The 20034-nt window shown below is 40.0% G+C and carries 21 protein-coding genes; 3 read left to right on the forward strand and 18 right to left on the reverse strand.

The window, feature by feature from the left end:
- Window positions 1-55: 55 nt before the first annotated feature.
- Genes ACOQOA_RS03070 through ACOQOA_RS03100 form a run of 7 tightly spaced genes read right to left on the reverse strand, consistent with a single transcriptional unit; the run spans window position 56 to window position 4473 of the window.
- Complete coding sequence (locus tag ACOQOA_RS03070) at window positions 56-1408, reverse strand: hypothetical protein (protein WP_420547185.1); 1353 nt, start codon at window positions 1406-1408, stop codon at window positions 56-58.
- A complete protein-coding gene (locus ACOQOA_RS03075; RefSeq protein WP_420547186.1) occupies window positions 1409-2005 on the reverse strand; it encodes a hypothetical protein in 597 nt (198 codons plus the stop codon).
- Window positions 2005-2250: an acyl carrier protein gene (locus ACOQOA_RS03080; RefSeq protein WP_420547187.1), complete on the reverse strand. Its 246-nt coding sequence runs from the start codon at window positions 2248-2250 to the stop codon at window positions 2005-2007. The genes ACOQOA_RS03075 and ACOQOA_RS03080 overlap by 1 nt, the downstream gene beginning before the upstream one ends.
- A gap of 5 nt (window positions 2251-2255) precedes the next feature.
- Window positions 2256-2516, reverse strand: coding sequence for a phosphopantetheine-binding protein (locus tag ACOQOA_RS03085; protein ID WP_420547188.1), 261 nt, complete (start codon window positions 2514-2516; stop codon window positions 2256-2258).
- A complete protein-coding gene (locus ACOQOA_RS03090; RefSeq protein ID WP_420547189.1) occupies window positions 2516-3280 on the reverse strand; it encodes a lysophospholipid acyltransferase family protein in 765 nt (254 codons plus the stop codon). The genes ACOQOA_RS03085 and ACOQOA_RS03090 overlap by 1 nt, the downstream gene beginning before the upstream one ends.
- Window positions 3273-4034, reverse strand: a complete 762-nt coding sequence (locus ACOQOA_RS03095; protein WP_420547190.1) for a beta-ketoacyl synthase chain length factor — start codon at window positions 4032-4034, stop codon at window positions 3273-3275. The genes ACOQOA_RS03090 and ACOQOA_RS03095 overlap by 8 nt, the downstream gene beginning before the upstream one ends.
- A gap of 34 nt (window positions 4035-4068) precedes the next feature.
- The gene (locus tag ACOQOA_RS03100) at window positions 4069-4473 is read right to left on the reverse strand and encodes a hypothetical protein (RefSeq protein WP_420547191.1); all 405 of its coding nucleotides are present in this window, start codon (window positions 4471-4473) and stop codon (window positions 4069-4071) included.
- Between the two features lie 123 nt (window positions 4474-4596).
- On the opposite strand from ACOQOA_RS03100, the gene ACOQOA_RS03105 reads away from it, so the two are divergent.
- Entirely contained in the window at window positions 4597-5241 is a 645-nt protein-coding gene (locus ACOQOA_RS03105; protein ID WP_420547192.1) for a 4'-phosphopantetheinyl transferase family protein, read from the forward strand.
- A gap of 198 nt (window positions 5242-5439) precedes the next feature.
- Window positions 5440-6228 (forward strand): nucleoside triphosphate pyrophosphohydrolase, encoded by a 789-nt coding sequence (mazG, locus tag ACOQOA_RS03110; protein WP_420547193.1) that lies wholly within the window; start codon window positions 5440-5442, stop codon window positions 6226-6228.
- On the opposite strand, the gene ACOQOA_RS03115 is transcribed toward mazG, so the two are convergent.
- Complete coding sequence (locus tag ACOQOA_RS03115) at window positions 6212-6970, reverse strand: helix-turn-helix transcriptional regulator (protein ID WP_420547194.1); 759 nt, start codon at window positions 6968-6970, stop codon at window positions 6212-6214. The two genes, mazG and ACOQOA_RS03115, sit on opposite strands and share 17 nt — an antisense overlap.
- A gap of 107 nt (window positions 6971-7077) precedes the next feature.
- Between ACOQOA_RS03115 and ACOQOA_RS03120 the strand changes: the two genes are divergently transcribed.
- Window positions 7078-7803, forward strand: coding sequence for a glutathione S-transferase family protein (locus tag ACOQOA_RS03120; RefSeq protein WP_420547195.1), 726 nt, complete (start codon window positions 7078-7080; stop codon window positions 7801-7803).
- A gap of 12 nt (window positions 7804-7815) precedes the next feature.
- Here ACOQOA_RS03120 and ACOQOA_RS03125 read toward each other — a convergent pair whose 3' ends face one another.
- The 10 genes from ACOQOA_RS03125 to ntrC form a co-directional block, all read right to left on the reverse strand.
- Window positions 7816-9021 (reverse strand): adenylate/guanylate cyclase domain-containing protein, encoded by a 1206-nt coding sequence (locus tag ACOQOA_RS03125; protein WP_420547196.1) that lies wholly within the window; start codon window positions 9019-9021, stop codon window positions 7816-7818.
- Between the two features lie 15 nt (window positions 9022-9036).
- Window positions 9037-9909 (reverse strand): NAD(P)-dependent oxidoreductase, encoded by an 873-nt coding sequence (locus ACOQOA_RS03130; protein WP_420547197.1) that lies wholly within the window; start codon window positions 9907-9909, stop codon window positions 9037-9039.
- A 46-nt stretch (window positions 9910-9955) separates the two neighbouring features.
- A complete protein-coding gene (locus tag ACOQOA_RS03135; RefSeq protein WP_420547198.1) occupies window positions 9956-10777 on the reverse strand; it encodes an inositol monophosphatase family protein in 822 nt (273 codons plus the stop codon).
- A 95-nt stretch (window positions 10778-10872) separates the two neighbouring features.
- A complete protein-coding gene (gene hflX / locus ACOQOA_RS03140; protein ID WP_420547199.1) occupies window positions 10873-12267 on the reverse strand; it encodes a GTPase HflX in 1395 nt (464 codons plus the stop codon).
- Between the two features lie 47 nt (window positions 12268-12314).
- Window positions 12315-12569, reverse strand: coding sequence for an RNA chaperone Hfq (hfq, locus tag ACOQOA_RS03145; RefSeq protein WP_420547200.1), 255 nt, complete (start codon window positions 12567-12569; stop codon window positions 12315-12317).
- A 224-nt stretch (window positions 12570-12793) separates the two neighbouring features.
- On the reverse strand, window positions 12794-13459 hold the full coding sequence (locus ACOQOA_RS03150; RefSeq protein WP_420547201.1) for an HAD family hydrolase: 666 nt from the start codon (window positions 13457-13459) through the stop codon (window positions 12794-12796).
- A gap of 13 nt (window positions 13460-13472) precedes the next feature.
- Window positions 13473-14849, reverse strand: coding sequence for a Trk system potassium transporter TrkA (gene trkA, locus ACOQOA_RS03155; protein WP_420547202.1), 1377 nt, complete (start codon window positions 14847-14849; stop codon window positions 13473-13475).
- Window positions 14850-14887: 38 nt separating this feature from the next.
- A complete protein-coding gene (locus ACOQOA_RS03160) occupies window positions 14888-16288 on the reverse strand; it encodes a sigma-54-dependent transcriptional regulator (RefSeq protein WP_420547203.1) in 1401 nt (466 codons plus the stop codon).
- A gap of 33 nt (window positions 16289-16321) precedes the next feature.
- Complete coding sequence (locus tag ACOQOA_RS03165) at window positions 16322-18553, reverse strand: ATP-binding protein (protein ID WP_420547204.1); 2232 nt, start codon at window positions 18551-18553, stop codon at window positions 16322-16324.
- A 17-nt stretch (window positions 18554-18570) separates the two neighbouring features.
- On the reverse strand, window positions 18571-20025 hold the full coding sequence (gene ntrC / locus ACOQOA_RS03170) for a nitrogen regulation protein NR(I) (RefSeq protein ID WP_420547651.1): 1455 nt from the start codon (window positions 20023-20025) through the stop codon (window positions 18571-18573).
- Between the last annotated feature and the right edge of the window lie 9 nt (window positions 20026-20034).

The raw sequence follows: 20034 nt of genomic DNA on the forward strand, positions 1-20034 counted from the left end.
GCCTCTATTTTATTCCCCAATTCAAGCATCTGTATAAATTCAGATAGAAAAATTATCAATCAAACAGTGCGTTTAATTCAGTAAATACTCTCTTTCCTTGAGCATTTTGAGGGATATTATCAACAAATCGCCATCGGCGTGGGATCGTTACTAAGTCAAATTTACTGCTCATTTCTTCACGAAGTTTTCGCCCCATTCGAAACTTACCAATTTCCTTTAAGAGGCTTCGTCCAGCTTGAGATAAAGTTAAAACAGCGGATACAGATTTTCTTTCATCATTTAAGATTAGAACTGCAGCATCTTCAACCCAATCATGCGCTTTCAGAAAAAATTCCAGATCAGGTAACGAAACTCGTTTTCCTTCAACCTTAACAATGCGATCAATACGTCCTTTTAGTAGAAATTTTTTATATCCATGAAATTCAACTAAATCATTGGTTTCAAAATTTTTATTTTCCCCGATAAAGGGGGAAACTACAGCCAATGTATTCCTTGTTGATACAGATAATTTAACGACATCGAAGGCTTTCCAGTATTCAGGTTGTTGATATTGACGTCTCCAGGCCATCCCCCCCGTTTCTGTACTTCCTAAAATTTCATATGGCAGAGTATTCAGGCATTGTTTTGTCTTTTGTGCTGCTTCAAAAGATAAAGGCCCTGCGGAAGAGAAAACTTTCACTGGTTTTTCTGATACATCTAATAAAAATTGATCGGGGTATCGCGTTAAATGTGCCGGACTTGAAATCAAATTATATTCAAATTGTGATAAAAAATCTGTAGCACAAAGTGCTTTCAAATCTTCCCAATAATCAATGTTTTTAGATAAAAATGGGCGGCCAACAGATAATGGCCAAATAATCTTAAACAACATACCGTAAATATGCTGGTGGGATACGGTAGATAGAGTGATTGTGTTCTCTATCCCCTCACCCCATTGTCTTTCAAGGCATAGAACTTCTTGTTCTAAGTGACAGATATCTTTGCGTATTTCTTTAGGTTGCCCTGTAGAGCCAGAGGTAAAGAAAATTAAATTTTGACAGTTAGCATCACAGTTACCGAGCGGTGTAGTTGTTATTATAAGTTCACCATTTACAAATACATGAAATCCCTTCTCCGATAATTCAGACAAAGTATCGTTTTTATCATTCTGTGGAAACGCAATATCTCTAGACGTATTTAACAGTGCCAATAAAGTTACCGCAAAATTGTAACTTTCATGGTGGCTAATTGCCACGGGACCATTCGGCCAATCTTGAATATCATCAAAGAGCCTTCGAACATCATCACGTAAGTCTGACAAAGTAAGAATTTTTCCATCTAAGAACGAGACGGGAATATGTTTTTCATTCGATGTAAGATCTTCAGAAGAGAATAGATGCTTTACCAAGTCAGTAATGGTTGAAAACATTTATTTCTCCAACTTATAGCGTTTTTTTAAATAAGATCTGATAATAAATTCACCTAAAAATAGGCATCCAATGATCAAATATGATAAGAAACCATTATATAAAGTCCAAATTTCCATATCTTCGTTTAGTACAGTCCATCCTGAAATAATCGTATTGAAAAGAAAAAATCCAACCCATATTTTTGTGACATTGCGGGTATATGTAACCGCTTGTTGAGGTAGATTTGGTTCACGAAGGCGTGCCAAACGTTCGATAATACTTGGCGGATGAAATAGTGACCATAAAAAAACAGAACCAAATGCCAAACTAATGGCCACTGGATATACCTTGATCGCCAGATGATCATTAATTGGCAATAAAATTATGACCGATGAAAGAGCAAATGCTATCGCCACTAATTCTAAATTCTGACGGCGCTTTAATATAAGCATCCTTAACGATAGTATCAGAATAAAAGAAATACCAATCACAAGAGGTGAAAAATAATCTAGTCCAAAATATATAAGAAATGGATAAGCTAGCCCAAATATGAATAGAACAGCTTTAAGCCACCTTGAAAAACCACCAACAAATTTTGGCACGTTTTGAGACATCATTATTGAGAGACCAAAGCTTCCACTTGATCAACAACATCACCAACGGTACGAACACTTTTGAAGTCTTCAGGTGCAATCTTTTTACCAGTTAATTCTTGTAATTTGATAACTAGATCCACAGCATCGATACTATCCATATCAAGGTCTTCATAAAGACTTGCGTCTAGCGTAGCATCAGCAGGGTCCACTTCAAACAACTCTTCCAAATAGCTTTGAAGTTTTAGAATGATATCTTCACGTGTCATCAAGCCTAACCTTCACGTTTGGATGTCACAAATTCAGCCAACGCGCGCACTGAGGCAAAATGACTTTTCACATCTTTATCTTGGGCGTCAATTTTTACGCCATATGTTTTTTGCACTGCCATTCCTAATTCCAATGCATCAATGGAATCCAATCCTAATCCATCTACAAATAGGGCTTCATCAGTTTCTATTTCATTTGCAGAAATATCTTCTAAATCCAGAGATGAAATAATCAATTCTTTTAGCTCTAAGATAAGTTCGTCCATTATGCAGACTTCCCTTTATAATAATTCTCCAAATCGCGCGTGAGTTGGCGAACTGCAACGCTTTTGGGTTCTTGCCGCATATATCGGGCAATGTCCAGTTTGTTTTCAACCTCGACTGTAAAATCTGCTTTTCTATATGGGACTTGATACCATTTGTCACCTTTCGACAAAGTAATAGGTGAACAAGTAATTGACACCAGTTGGATATCACAACCTGCGGATAAAGCTACATTTGCAAAGCCACGTTTAAAATTCACTTCTTGTCCGGGTTTGGTTCTTGTTCCTTCGGGAAATAGAATCACGTTCTCACCCTTGTTCAACTTAGCTGAACAATCTGTGATCAATTTTTCGGGATCCCCATCGTTACGAATATATCCGGCTGCTCTAACAACCCCGCCCAGAAATTTACTATCCCATAATTCATGTTTTACGACGCATTGCGCTTTCGACATCATAGACATCAGCACGACGACATCGATCAAAGTGGGATGATTAGCGATTATTAACTTGCCAGTCATTTGCCTTAACTGATCATGGCCAGACAGATAGAAGTTAAATAATCCGGCAAAACTTAATAAAGCGACGAATCTTCGGAATAGAAAATGGATAACAAATTGTACCCTTTTCTCTTTCAAATCCTTATTCAGAGTAAACAACACGATAAGTGGAAAGCAAATTAATGATATTACCAGTCCACCTAAAAAAAAGATTAAAAAGCAAGTCCCTGTTGCGAAGACGCGCCAATAGTAATTCATCTTATTCATGAGGCTTTTTTAAGGTCCAGTGTTGTGAGCCGATGGACCATTTCCATGTTTCCTGAATGCCAGATAGAAATTTCACAAAAGATAGAAGGTTATCCTCTTTTGCTTCTACGTCTTGTGTTTGCTTTAATACATTTATTGATTGACCAATAGTATTTTTGGCAGCGAGGCGCACCGCTAATGCAAGAGGTTTAACTGTTTCATCTTGGAATTTACTATAGAATTCCGGCAAGGGTTCATCATAATGTACTAGTAAAACATCACGCTTTGAATCTTCCAAAATTAAAGACATAGCCTCCAGCATTGCATGTTCAAAACTATTCTCACCTGCAGATACAGCTGTATGAGGTAAAATATTCTTAGTATTAATGGAATAAAAACCCGCTAATGCATTATGTACCGAAAAACTGAAATTTGTGGGAGAAACATCGCCATCAATAGATAAGTTAGTCAAAAGTTTTAGAGTGTTACAAATATCCCCATAACGTGATGAAAAAACCAAATGAGTATTTTCATTCAAAATAATACATTGTTCACTGTCTTGATGATTTTTATGAGGTTCAACATCTTTTGCTACACGCATAGCCATGCGTCCTAAACGATTTAATCGTCGGCGCTGTATCATCGGTAACTCTTTAACTTCAGGTATATATTTACCTTCAAGAGAAGCAGTGTCAAAATTCGTCCAGTCACTATCTTTCTCAAAGCCTGGAGCCCAAGCAGACCAGTCTAAAATTGAGATACTGAAATCAGTCACACTGCACCCCTAAATAAATACAAAGAGACAAAAACTAATCTAGATTATATGCTAATTTATCCAAATTGCGGGCAATATCATTTTCAAGATTTATAATCCAGTTATTATAATTGCGATGAATTTGGCCATTTTTATAATTGAGGTTAGAACTACTATCATACTGAATAGAATAATCTGTTATGCTGAAGTTAACCTTTGCTGATGCTACAAAGTCTCGTCGTGCGTATCTAACTGTAATTTCATTATCTGAAACGCGATTGACCTCCCAACCGCGATCTAACGCTGATTTCAGTATGACATTACCAATTTCATCCAGACTGAGGTTTTTCTGCGCTTCTGAGCTAATGGGATGATTATGAACATTATATATAGGTTTTACACAAGCAACGACAAAAAGAGCTACCATTAACATCGTTGTTATTCGAGTAAAGAATTTCATTTTATATCCCCCAATTTATTATGTAAAAATCAGATTTCGCATACCATGTTAGTAAAGGAAGTGGCAATGAAATTTTGTAGAAACCCGAATTCTCAATCCGTTACTCTACAGCAGGCGTAATCAATGTATTTCTTTGAAAAGCAATTTATGAATAGGCCTGATACGAATACTGTTATTCAACAATATGCGCAAGAGGCTGATTATGAATATGCAAGGAAGTTCCAAAGAGCAGAACGACGCCAACAAAGTTTATTAGGGCGCTGTTTAATTCGAAAACTCGCGATTCGCTTTAAACCTGACACTAACGCCGCAGATTGGCAAATAATGGCGCGAAAAAACCTTCCACCACAACTTTCCCATCCCAAACTTGATACAACCCCCTATGTCAATGTCAGTCATAGTCACGAACTGGTTGCTGTAAATCTCGCGTCAGTATCTCTTATCGGGGTGGATGTAGAATTTATGGCTAAGTCACGTGATATCCATCAAATTGTCGAAGCCATAACCGCTGAAGATAATAAATTATCCTTGCCAGCAGATAAGACCAAATTATATGCAATATGGTGCCTTTATGAGAGCTGGTATAAAATGAATCCTGTAAACCATAATCCACCAATCCCCATGCAAATCATTGATTGGATAAATTCTGCGAAGCTAGATTACAGAGCAATTAAAGCCGAATTGAAAATAGATAACATGACGATGCAGGCGACAATTACCATTGAGCCTCACTTAGATTATGTAATTACTGAAACTATTGAATTATAATAATAAATTCGCACGATGTAAATTGGGTGAACTTATATAAGGCCGATTAATAGAACGTATTTTTCCTGATATTGTATTTGCATATTTTTAACTCGAGCGTTTTTCCTTCTCACTTCTAGAGCAGAATCACCTATTTTGATAAAAAGCACTGATAGGCCGTGCTTTACAAAATTCCTAAATATTTCTGGTTCAATAAAAATGTCTGATAAAAACATAGATAAACTTCTTGAAATTATGGCCGCGTTACGTACGCCAAAGACTGGTTGTCCTTGGGATTTAGAGCAGAATTTCTCAACCATTGCTCCTTATACCATTGAAGAAGCTTACGAAGTAGCAGACGCTATTGAACGTAATGATATGAGTGATTTAAAAGATGAACTTGGTGATCTTTTGTTCCAAGTTGTTTTTCATTCGCGGATGGCAGAAGAAGAAGATATGTTTACTTTTGATGACGTCGCTCAAAGTATTTCTGAAAAAATGCTACGTCGTCATCCACATGTCTTTGGAGACCATGATGCCGATACACCTGACGCTGTTAAACAAAGTTGGGAAGATACAAAAGCAGCAGAAAGGAAAGAAAAAGGGCAGAATGAATCAGCTTTGGATGGTGTGGCATTATCTCTACCTGCACTTTTACGGGCTGAGAAGCTAACAAAACGTGCAGCCCGGGTTAATTTTGATTGGCCCTCTTATAAAGATGTTTTTGATAAAATTCGCGAAGAGATTAATGAGTTAGAGACGGAAATAGATCAACAGGCGCCAATTGAACGTATCGAAGATGAATTAGGTGATTTGCTTTTCTGCATGGCTAACTTGGCACGTCATTTTAAGCTTGATCCTGAAGTCACGTTGAAAAAAGCCAATAACAAATTTACGAGCCGTTTCAAAGCTATGGAATCTAGTTTTAAGGATGAAGGTAAGGAGTTAAGTGCTCAAAGTCTCGAAAATATGGAAGCCAGATGGCAGGTGGTTAAGAAGCGAGTTTAGGGTAAAATATAATTTCACCACCCTGCTCTGTTGCATCGCTAGTTTCAATTTTATGAGCGCATTCCTCTTTCATTAATTTCGCATAATCACTTAATCGACGCCCCGGTTGGTCAGGGTAATGTATTTCATGAAAGACAACTTCGGACATGCGATCTGGTCTAAAAGCGCGGAAACTCTCTCGTAACTCACACCAACCGACGATATTCCAGACGGGGCCGTAAAAAGCCAATGATAGAGGCCAGATCACGCGAGTACTGGGTTTTCCTTCCTCCGTCGAATAAGAGAATTCCAATCGACGTTTCTCTCTGATCCATTGTCTGATTTTAGCGAGATCTACATCAATCGGTACGGGACGACTTGTGTAAGGTGCCGCAACTACATAGTTATTTAGATGCTTCTTTAATTCAGCTGGCAGAACAGCAGATGTTTTGGAAAGTACATTGGTTGCAGCTTTTGCGATCGTCGGATCACCCCATGTTTCGACAATCCGCGCACCTAACTGCAAGGCTTCCAACTCTTCGATATTAAACATCAGAGGTGGTAAATCATATCCCTCACGTAAAATATATCCAACACCTGCTTCCCCCTCAATTGGAATCTTTTGACCTTGTAACGTTGCAATATCACGATAAACCGTCCGCACAGATATCTCTAATTCTTCAGCCAAATCTTGGGCTGTGATGACGTTATTCTTACTTCTTAAAATTTGAATAATTTCAAATAATCGATCCGCACGTCGCATGATATTTAACTCTTTTGTTCTAAATTTATTCTCCTGACATAATGCTGTCAGTAGCGATGAGATACAAGTGAATTCGGTTGCAAATGAATATATTTAAGGAATTTACAATGATTACTTTGTATCAGTATCCCCCAGCTCTTGGCGTCGGGAATTTAAGTGCATTTTGTTTGAAAACAGAGGCTTGGTTAAAACTTTCCGGTTTGGAATATAAGGTTGAACATGTATTCGACCCAAGAAAAGGGCCCAAAAACAAAGCTCCTTTTATTGGTCATAATGAAGATCAAATCGGGGATTCAACACTTATCATCGAATATCTTAAAAATAAGTTCGATATTCACGTTGGCCGAGAAATGACAAAAGAAGAAGAAGCCGTGGCAAAAGCATTTCAAACTCTTATAGAGGAACATCTATATTGGTGTATTGTATTCAATCGTTGGATTGAAGATGAAAACTGGCCGCTAACGAAAGAAATTTTCTTTGGCAATATGCCTTCAATCATGAAAACCATTATACCAAATATGGCGAGAAAATCTGTTGTTTCTACGCTTTACCATCATGGGTTAGGACGTCATTCGCGCGAAGAAATTTATTATTTCGCTGAAAAAGATGTAAAAGCAATTTCCGACTATTTGGGCAATAAACGCTTTTTTTGCGGGAATGATTTCACGGAGATCGACCTATGTATTTACGCGACAATTGTTAATATGCGGATTGATGACTTTAAGGGACCTTTAAAAGGATTGATTAAAAAATACGGGAATTTAAACGACCATTGTGATCGCGTGGCTGAATATATTGACTTTTCAGTAAAACAAAAAGTCCGTGCTGCCTAAAATTTCGTTACCTTAAAAATCGAGGGAGTAGACGTGCAAGGAGCGCCCTACTCCTCTAAACTCTACCAAACCTAGATCAGTCCAATCTTCGTTTTTTGCATGGTCTTGAAATAAAGAAGATACAATGACACTAGAATCAGCTTCTTTTGTATGATTTTCCATGCGTGCAACTTCATTTGCGGCACGACCGATCACGGAAAATTCCAACCGTTCTGGTACGCCGATATTTCCATATAAGACATCGCCAATATGAAGCCCTAGTCCGAAATCAAATTCCGTAATGTTATCGGTATTTTCATTAAATAGACGCATATTTTCGAAAGCAGATTTCGCTGCAGACATTGCCATACGACATGCCCTTGCTTCGCCTGTGCGTCCTTCTATGGGGAAAATCGCTAAAACTGCATCACCAACAAATCTTAGGACCTCGCCGCCATGGTCTAAAACGCTACCTGCAGTGCATTCAAAATAACTATTCAAGAGCGACAAAAAATCCTCTTGCTTTAATTCACTAGCCAGTCGGCTGGAATTACGCATATCAGAATACCAAAGGACAGCATTGATATGTTGACCATCTCCACGTTTAATGCTTCCAGATAATACTTGGTCAGCTGCATTTTCACCGAGATAGGCCGTCATGATATTGCTAGAAGTTTCATGACGAATAGCTGACTTAAAGGCAAGCGCAAACCTTGGGATGACACGTCGTAAGATTTCAACTTGCCCTTCAGTAAAGCCGCCCTCTTGATCCGTTACAAAGGAAGTTATGACGCCTGTAAGGTCTTTTATTGCATCAGGAGAATCGGAATATGGCACAACAAAAGCTACATATTCTGTAGCGCCTGCGGTTTGAAAATTCTCAAGAAGAGGGAATTTTGTTACATTTTCTTCGTTGATCGGGAATCTCTTTTCGTAGAGTTCCTCATCCAGCAAGAACTTTAAAGGGCTTCGTTGCCAATCATCTAACTTCTCAGCACCATGGGCATGACGATCACGATCCGTAATTCCACTTCCATTAAGCCAAGTCACACTAGTCGACTGAGAGACAGGGTTTAACCAACTTGTTGCGATATGCCCTCGCATAAGAGGAAAACCAAGTGTGACAAGACTATCACACAAGGTTTCCAAAGCTTTTTCCGGGCGATCATCAATCAATCCAATATTAATCACCTTGTCGCTAACGATTTGTGCGATTTCCTGAAGAGATTTAATACTCACCCTATTTCCTTAATCTTAATCGTTAGCAAGTAAATGCATCAAGCTAGACGTATCCCAACGACCACCGCCACGTGCTTGAACTTGCGCGTAAAACTGATCAATCATAGCAGTTACTGGTAATCTTGCGCCATTATTTTTAGCTTCTTCCAAACAAATACCTAGATCCTTACGCATCCAATCAATGGCAAAACCAAAATCAAACTCACCTTTACACATGGTGGAACCACGGTTTTCCATTTGCCAAGATCCAGCAGCTCCTTTTGAAATCACATCGATAACAGCATCCATGTCCAGACCAGCTTTTGATCCAAAATTCATACCTTCAGCTAAACCTTGAAGAAGGCCTGCAATACAAATCTGATTAACCATTTTAGTAGTTTGTCCAGCACCGATATCACCCATACGACGACATGCGCGCGCGAATGCCATAATTTGTGGTTCTGCCTTGGTATATGCATCTTCGTCACCACCGCACATAACGGTTAGTACACCATTTTCAGCACCTGCTTGACCGCCAGATACAGGTGCGTCGATAAAGGAAATCCCTTTTTCTTTACCAATTGCATAGAGCTCGCGTGCTACCTCTGCACTTGTTGTTGTATTATCGATAAAGATTGATCCTGATGACATTTCTGCAAATGCACCATCCTCTCCTAGGACCACACCACGTAAATCATCATCATTACCTACACAGCAGAATACAAAATCGGCCCCTGCTGCTGCTTTCCGAGGTGTCTCAGCAAAATTGCCTCCAAACTCCTCCGCCCATTTCTGTGCTTTCGCGGTGGTTCGGTTATAAACCGTTACTTCATGTTCACCTTTTGACTTCAGATAACCCGCCATTGGATATCCCATGACACCTAAACCGATAAATGCAACTTTTGCCATTATAAACTCCCAGTTTCCTTATATTATTCATCGCTAGAAAATATTATTAATACTGTGGTTTGCAGAAGTAATCTTTTAATGCAAACCAATTCGTTTCGTTTACTGATGTTAGTAACCCATATGCATATTCAAAGGCGGACATCTCACTTTCATCAATTTTAGCAAGTTTACCACCCGCTTCTTTCAAGATTAAGCCACCAGCAGCAAAATCCCAGGGTGCTAATCTGCTGTATAAAGAAAAATGTCTAACATCTTCAGCATGCATAATAAAATCCTGTCCAGCACAACCTAGACGTTTTACTTCTCTAAACCGTTCTTGAGAGTCTTTCTTCAAATATTCTCTATGATTGTCATCTTGGATAATTCGAAAATTTATCTGACCTGTCATCTGTTCAAATGACACATCCGGGTTACAAATCAATCTGCGACTTCCATTATACGCGCCCTGCCCTTTTTCTGCAGTTATTGTTTTCTTTTTTAAAGGATCATAAATGCAAGATATGACGGTCTCACCTTTATAATGAAGGGCAACCATGACGCAGAAATTTTCATTGCCCGAGGTGAAATTGTTGGTACCATCTAGTGGGTCAACCAACCATACGAGGTCTTCTTTATAGGCCTCTTTTAGAAGTTTTGGATCTGTAGAGACTGCTTCCTCACCAATTACGATGGATCCATCAATCAATTGTGGCAGGAGGGTGTTGAGACGTCTTTCCATCTCAATATCTACTACAGTGACATAATCGCCCGGTGCTTTCTGACGTTTCTCATCATCAGAAAGCATTTTGAATTTTGGCAACATTATATCTTCAGCTAATTGCTGTAAATGCGGACCTAACCTATCAGCTGAAAATTCAGGCATAGCCATGATAGGCCTCCATAGTTTCAAAATGCTAAAAACACAATGATAATATAGCGTTATAGATTAGAAATAAAAATGAATTTCTATCTTAATGAGATGAATTATTTCAATGGGTCATATGGAACAGGTTCTTCTGTTTCACTCTCCAGCACCAGCTCTTCCGCGTAATCGTCTTCAGGAAGTTGGTCCGGATATGCAGCAAAATATTTTCCCATCATATCCGCAGCAAATGAAACTCGTAGAACGATTTTTCCTTCATCTGTATCTTTACGTTGTAAAACATCAGCATGTTCATAAAGCCAAGAAAGTTGTTTGCCATCCCATGGTTCAATCTCAAGCTCCAGCTCAGTATTATGGCGGGTTAGAAGATCATCTAAACGTGATAGAAGCGCATTGCACCCTTCGCCGTTTAAGGCAGAAATAGCAATAATATTCTCATCGCGTAATGCTTTTTCCAGCAATGCTTTGCGTTCTTCGCCTTCAACCAGGTCAAGCTTGTTCCAGGCTTCAACTACGGGCACTGATTGCCCCATATTCAAGCTTGCAAGCACGGTTTCAACATCACGTAATTGTTCTTCGCTATCACTGCATGCAATATCACGTACATGAAGTACAATATCTGCTTCTAAAACCTCTTCTAATGTTGCTCGGAAGGCAGCAATTAAATCATGAGGAAGATCTGAAATGAAACCAACTGTGTCTGATAATATAACTTTTCGTCCACTTACAAGTTCTACTGAACGCATTGTCGGATCCAGTGTTGCAAATAAAAGATCTTTTGCAAAAACATCCGAATTTGTGAGGCGATTAAATAAGGTCGATTTACCGGCATTTGTATAGCCTACAAACGCTATTACCGGATAAGGAACACGTTTGCGGGCAGAACGTTGCAATTCACGTGTTCTCTTAACACGTTCCAATTCACGTTTTAATTTATCAATACGTTCATCAATCAGGCGTCTGTCAATTTCAAGTTGGCTTTCACCAGGGCCGCCAATGAAGCCTAAACCACCTCTTTGTCGTTCCAAGTGGGTCCAGCTTCTTACCAAGCGTGATCGTTGATACTTCATTGCCGCAAGTTCTACCTGCAGGCGGCCTTCATGTGTACGAGCACGAGCACCAAAGATTTCCAGAATTAAACCCGTTCTATCAATAACCTTACATTCCCAAGCTTTTTCCAGATTACGTTGTTGAATAGGTGTTAGGCTACTATCCACAATCGCCAAATCAATTTCTTCATTTTTAATTAAATGAGCAAGGCGTTCTTTCGCACCGCCACCAATCAAATGTGCTGGACTTACTTTGTCTGTACGGATCGTTTCCGCATGCACGACGTCTAACTCAATCGCTTGAGTTAGACCTATTGCTTCCTCCAAACGGGCGTCTGGGCTACGTAGAGGCTCACCCTTAATTCGAATGATTGGGTGAATCACCAGAGCCCGACTACTTTCAGCCGGGCCCCAACCTTTGCCTTCTCGGCGATGTTCTTTACTCAATTAGGTACCATCCAAGAGAATTGATTTGGATGTAAGCGCAGCGACAATTACGAAGATTCGCCTTCATCCTTTTCATTTGGTTCAAACAGCTGAACCGGAGTTGCCGGCATAATAGTGGAAATTGCATGTTTGTAAACCAACTGAGAATGTGCATCGCGACGAAGTAAAACGCAGAAATTATCAAACCACGTCACGATACCCTGTAATTTCACACCATTCACTAAAAAGACTGTGACGGATGCTTTGTTTTTACGTAGGTTATTTAAGAATACATCTTGCAGATTTTGTGTTTTTTCGGACATTTGTGCCCCCATTTTCTTTTAGTTATTTGTTGTTTATTTTTCATCGCTTGAAAAAGTTATTGAATGTCCCCAATTCAAATTACCCAGTAAAGAACCATCATTCTTCCCGCAGCCATTCATAACCTCGCAAAGCAAGAAGCGACAAAATCAAATTTTATCGCTTAGATACTCTAATCTGGATTGTGTTTAGAATGCAAGAGAACTTGTGAACTATTTGTATTTTTTTAATAAAACTGTCTTATTTCACGTAACAGGCTGTCAAAATCTGGATGAATTTGATGAGGCGAAGCTGTCATATCTTGTGGCTTTTCATTGAAATGAAGTAAAATACCCGTACACCCAGCATTTTCGGCAATTTTTATGTCTACCTCGGAATCACCGACAAACCAAATAGCTTCATTCACGTCAAGATTCGTTTCTTCGAGAGCCAGATATAAAGGATCGATCGCGGGTTTATCGTTTTCAGCATCCCCCGCACCAATGATGCGATGAAAATATGTTTCCCAATTGAGATATTCAGCTTCTTGTCTAAGGTATTTACCTGTTTTGTTACTAACAAGAGAAATTGGAATATCTAGTAATGTAAGATGCTTAAGAAAAACATCAGCCCCTTCTAGTTTTTGTAACTCTTCAAGATGTACCTTTTCAAATGTATTATAGAAAATATCGCGCGCCTTTTCCCAATCATCATGGAATATATCTGGGAAGCTATCTCTTAAAGAATATTTAACATTAGACCTGACTTCATCCATCGTCATTGGCTTTTTATCAAATGCCAAATAGGTCTCTTCAAGCGATTTATGGATGACTGGCCAAGTATTGACCAAAGTATTATCCCAATCAAAAACGATAGCTTTTGGATGTTGTAACTTATCAATTCGTCTAATCATTTGGTATACCAAACTAGAAATATTCAAGTCGAACTGCGAAAAGTTTTTCAACTTTTCGAACGACTTCAGATGATGCGCATAGAATAATGATATCGTTTTCTTCTATAATTGTTCCGGCGCGTGGGATAATGATCTCCTCCCCACGGACAATCGCACCAACAACAACGCCTTTAGGGATTTTCGCATCCCGGATCGCTTTCCCGACTAATTGAGAGGTTGCTAGTGCTTCTGCCTCAATGACTTCGGCCTCAGCATCGCGTAAACTATGTACAGCGCGAATGCGGCCTCGACGCACATGCTGTAAAATAGTTGATGCGGTGATTTCTCTTGGACTTACAACAACATCAATTCCAAGGTTATTTATAAGTTGGTTGTAATTCGCCTTGTTAACTAAGGTTATCGCTCGTTCGACACCGTGACGTTTTGCCAGAAGAGAAGATAGAATATTTGTCTCATCCTGGTCAGTCACTGCAACAACAGCTTCAGCACGTGAGATGTTCGCTTCTTCAAGGATTTCACTATCAAGAGCATCGCCACGAATAACACTGGTTGTAGGTAATATCTCAGCAACTTCACGCGCGCGTTCAGGGCTATACTCAATAATGCGAGCAGAATATCCATCATTAGCTTCTTCAAGCTCTTTAGCTAGATAGGTGCCAATATTTCCGCCACCAATAATGACGATCCGACGGGTTTCCTTTTCTTCATGACCAAATGCGGACATGGCACGTGATAGATGTGTTGTTTCGGTTACGAAATAAACTTCGTCCCCTGCAAACATCTGATCATTAGAAGTTGGTATAATCATTTTGGCATCACGGCGAATACCGATAACCCTGATACTTAAATCCGGAAATAATGAAGTAAGTTGGCGTAACGGAGTATTGATAATAGGTGTGTCTTCTGTGCAGCGCACACCGATCACCCGTACACGATCATCAGCCATTGGTATCATGTCAAAGGCACCAGGAACATGAAGCCTTCGGTTGATAGCTCTTGCAACCTCAATCTCTGGTGAAATGATCACATCGATTGGAAGATTATCTTTGGAAAACAAGTTTCCCCACAAAGGGTCGAGATAATTTTGCTGTCGAATACGTGCGATCTTAGTTGGAACATTGAATAATGAGTGAGCAACCTGACATGCAGTCATATTAACTTCATCCGTGAACGTAACCGCAATCAACATATCAGCATCCTCAGCCCCCGCTCTCTCCAATGTATGAGGATGTGCAGCATGACCAACAAAAGCCTGAACATCTAATTGATCATTAATCTTGCCGATCAATTCCGGGGATTGGTCAACAACAGTAATATCGTTGTTTTCTGCTGAAAGATAGCGCGCAAGATGGAAACCTACTTGTCCGGCACCGCAAATAATGACTTTCATGAATTAACCCCAAAGAAAAAAATAGAAACTGGTTTAGATTAAGTGCCAGTTGATTTTGTGTTGGATTGAACACCTAAACCTTTAAGTTTGCGATGTAAAGCGGCACGGTCCATTCCAACGAATTCCGCTGTACGGCTAATATTGCCACCAAAACGATCCAGATGAAACATTAGATATTCTCGCTCAAAAGATTCTCGTGCTTCACGAAGTGGCTTATTCAGGACTTCTGGTGCACGAGACCAACTCATTAGTTTTGATTCACTTTGCTCACTTAAAGCAGAATTGACGATATCCCCATTAATAGAACTAACATCTTTATTTTGTGTGATGATAAGGGCGCGCTCAATAATGTTTGCCAATTCCCAAACATTGCCGGGCCATTCATGAGTTTGAAGAACAGAAACTGCATCTTCTGTTAAAATTGGCGTAGCGCGACCGGTTGCAGTTGCGCGCTTTTTCAGCAACTGTTTTGCAAGCTCTGGAATATCATCTCTGCGGTCAACTAATGGAGGAATATTTAGAGGTACCACATTCAGGCGATAATATAGGTCTTCGCGGAAAAGTCCGTTTTCCATTAATTGTTGAAGGTTCTTGTTACTCGTCGCGAGAACTCTAACATTTACCTCTACAAACCCCTCACCACCAAGACGTTGAAATTTTTGAGAATGCAAAACACGAACAATGCGCCCCTGCGTATCCAAAGGCATGTCAGCTACTTCATCAAGTAACAAGATGCCGCTATGCGCTTCTTCTAGCAATCCAATTTTGCGTGGTGTTTCAGGTGTTTCTTCTACACCAAATAGAGTTTCTTCTACCTTCTCTGAAGACAATGCTGCACAATTTAAAACCACAAATGGCCCGTCTTTTCTAGGGGATTGTTTGTGAATAAGTTTGGCAACAAAATTCTTACCTGACCCTGGATCACCAGTGATTAAAACCCGGCTCTCCATTTCAGCAACACGTTCGATTTCTTTCTGAATTTCAGTAATGATACTTGATTGTCCAACAAGATTTTGAGAATCCTCTTCGCCGCTTAATTTTTTGAGTTCTTCATTCTCTTTTCGTAGTTTTGCTTCAGATAAAGCACGCTCAATTGTGTGAAGAAGAACGTCGGTTTTAAAAGGCTTCGCTATAAAATCGTATGCACCAATCTTGGTTGCACTTACAGCCATATCGACAGTACCATGACCTGAAATCATAATCACTGGAAGTGACGGATGATTTTTTTTAATATTTTCAAGAATTTGAATGCCATCATGTTCGCTACCATTTAGCCAGACGTCCAAAATCATTAGGGCTGGTTGGCGTGCAGCTACGGCAGCATATGCTTCTTTATCAGAAGCTGCTTCTCTTGCCTCATACCCTTCGTCTCGTAAAATCTCGGCGATTAAACCGCGAATATCGGCTTCATCATCTACAATTAGAATTTCAGGCGCCATTGCCTGTATACTCCATTAAATTATCTGTTATCGTTATGTACCGCGTTGGCCGGATTGGCCAGAAAACACCAAGGTTGCGATGGCCCCTTCTCTTCCATCTTCTCGATCGTCTAAAAGAAACTCCCCATTGTGATCTTCCATGATCTTTTTTACGATCGCCAAACCTAAGCCGGTTCCTTTTTCACGTGTAGTCACATAAGGTTCCATTAAGTTTTTACGTTCTTCAATTGGTAACCCTTTGCCATTATCGGTGATTCTTACTTCAAGGCCGCCTTCTTTTTGCAATAATTCGAGTTTTATTTCACCTTTTTCAAATCGCTGATCTTGTTTACGTCCCTCAATGGCATCATAAGCATTTTGAAGTAAATTTGTCAGAACCTGTGAAATTTGCCTTCCATCACAAAATGCGGAAATTTCGCCCTGCGGAATATCAGAAATATATTCCACATTTCTATTAGCATTCTTTTGCAAGAAAATAGTTTGTCGACATAAGTCGGCTAAATTTTCCATTTGCATGGTTGGTTTTGGCATACGTGCAAAGCTGGAGAATTCAGAAACCATACGGCCTATATCTTCCACATGTCGAACAATGGTATCTGTACATGCTTCAAATGTTTCTTTATCTTCTTGAATTTGCTTGGAATATTTGCGTTTTAATCGTTCGGCGGAAAGTTGAATGGGTGTTAAAGGATTTTTGATTTCATGTGCAATTCGTTGCGCAACATCTGCCCAAGCAGCCTTTCGCTGTGCGGATTGTAAATTTGTAATATCGTCAAATGTTACGATAAAGCCATCAACAATAATTTCATCATTTAAGTTTTCAGTCTCTGCTCCGATGCGCACATAAAGATTACGAATTTGACCATCTACATCGATCTTGATTTCTTCACCCAAAAATTGGTCAATATGGTGATTTTGTATGGCTTGACTTAACAAAGGCGCCATTTCAGGAACAAGTGAGGCAAGTTCGTGTCCTTTTAGTTCATCCAAGCGCAATCCTAACAACTCGGAAGCAACTTTGTTTGGCAGGTCGACGCGTCCTTTTCGATCGAGACCGATTACACCAGCAGAGACACCAGTTAGCACAGCTTCTGTGAAGCGCCGCCTTTCATCAATAACCTGACTGGCTTCGATAATCTCTTTTCTTTGCGTTTCAAGTTGTTCTGTCATTCTGTTAAAGGCGCGACTAAGGGTCGCTAGCTCGTTTTCTTTCTTAACTTCAGGAACTCGAATGGATAAATCCCCACTTCGAATAGCTTCTGTTCCCGCAATTAAAGTGGAAATTGGGCGCGTTAAATTTGCAGCAAAACTTAAACCAATCCAAACAGCCGCAAGTAGCAATAGTAGAGTGACAATCATGAACGCAAACGCAAACGATATCTTAATATCGCCGCGTTGTTGTTCAAGATTTCTAAATTGTGCCACTGCATTCTGTGCTTTAGTCGCCTTTTCAAGAACTAAAGGATCAATATAGCGCCCTGCAAGTAAATAAATATCACCGATAAAGCCATCAAGCTTTACCAATGCACGTACACGATCTTCTTGCGCAGTCGATAAAAGAGCGACCTCCCCTCTACTAGCTTCTTCAAAGGCAGATTGCGGGATAGGTTCAAATTCCAACACATAGGTAAAACCAGCTCTTGCTTTAACACCATCAGTTGGATGAAAAATTAGAGCTTCAGTTACATTACGAAGATCAGCATGAATCTTTAACGCGCGTTCCAGTAATGCATCATTGTTAATCATGATATGTGAGTCTTTGGAAATATCACGTGCGATACGTAATGCATCAGCTTGTAGAATTTTATTATGTTCTGCGAGATAGGCTTCTGCAATTGCCTGACTTTCTACTACAGCTGTGCGTACACGTTGACTAAACCAAGAGTCCAAACCAAGGTCGAAAAAGATCAAAGAAAAAATTGAAATCAAAATAGCAGGTACTGCTGCCAATGCCGCAAAATATAAAACTAATGTTGAATGGATTTGCGCGCCAGCCGATCCTCTACGTCTTGCAGACCAAATTTGAACTAGGCGGTGTGTCAAAATAACTGAAGTCGCAAGTAATAAAGCTCCATCGATATATATCATAAGCAATATTTGATCGGCAGTAACCTCATAAGGTAGTGCGCCACTCATTACAACGAACGTCGCGACACCAAACAGAATTGAAGTAAAAGCAAGCGCAATCGCAACAGATCTGTTCAGACGGCGTATTTTTCGCTTTCTTTCATTTTCTTCCATTATATTAATTTCTGCATTTGCCATTTCAACCATGCCTTAGATTATAAGCGCTTAGAGGTGCCGCGTATCACAGGGATACCGAGCTCTCGAATTTTCTTGCGCAGGGTATTACGATTCAGGCCTAAAATGTCAGCAGATTTAATTTGATTTCCGTCTGTATATTCCAAACATAGATTGATCAAAGGTTGCTCAAACTCCTTTAACATTTGGGCATATAAACCTGATGCAGGTAGATCATCTCCATGTGCTTCGAAATATTTTCTTAGATGCCTTTCTATCGCTTCGGACATACTTTCGCCTTCGGCAGGTGTATTGCGATCCGGTATAGTGTTTTGCTGATCAGATAGTTCAGCTTCAATCACATCCACATCGATGTCATCTTGGGCATAAAGAGCAGCAAGTCGATGTACAAGATTTTCCAATTCACGAACATTGCCTGGCCATCGGGCATTTTTTAAGTTTTGCATAGCCGAAGGTGTAATTGTTTTGGAAGGTAGTCCTTGATCAACAGCATGAGATAAAAAATGATTTACCAGATCAGGAATATCATCTTTACGTTCTCTTAGTGAAGGTACGCGGATAGGAACTACATTCAATCGATAAAATAAATCTTCTCGGAAATGGCCAGATTGAACCATTCGTTTGATGTCACGATGAGTAGCAGCAACAATTCGAATATCTGTCTTGATTGGCTGTCTTCCACCTACCGTCATATATTCACCTTCTTGAAGAACACGTAACAGACGTGTTTGGGCCTCCATTGGCATGTCGCCAATTTCATCGAGAAATAGCGTCCCTCCCTGAGCTTGTTCAAAGCGCCCAGCATAACGGGATGTTGCACCGGTAAAAGCCCCTTTCTCATGGCCAAACAATTCGCTTTCTATCAAATCTTTTGGAATAGCCGCCATATTTACTGCAACGAATGGGCCATTTTTTCGTTTTGAAAAGTCATGTAACGCGCGGGCAATCAACTCTTTACCGGTTCCAGATTCACCAGTAATCAGAGCTGATAAATCTGTTGCCGTTAGGCGTGCAATTACGCGATAGACTTCTTGCATTGCTGGCGTTCGCCCAATGAGAGGTAGTTTTTCACTCTCATTCTGGTGATCCGATTGTGTCGCGCTTTCCGGCGAAAATGCCAAGGCGCGACCAACACAATCTATAACTTCGGATAGATCAAATGGCTTAGGTAGATATTCGAATGCCCCTTTTTCTGTTGCTTTGACTGCGGTTAGCAGAGTGTTTTGCGCAGACATGACAATGACACGTAAGTCAGGGCGACGTTTTCTAATTTGGGGCAGAAGATCCAGCCCGTTCCCATCCGGCATAATAACATCAGTAATCACCAATTCCCCAAGTCCAGATTCAACCCAGCTCCATAGAGTTGCAGTATTTCCGGTGAGACGCACATCATAACCCTGCCTATTTAAAGCCTGACCAAGTACAGTACGGATCGCACGATCATCATCTGCGACGAGAATAGTTTCACCAGCCATCATTCCGTT

The organism is Curvivirga sp. (assembly GCF_965219885.1).
GTDB lineage: Bacteria > Pseudomonadota > Alphaproteobacteria > UBA8366 > Aestuariispiraceae > Curvivirga.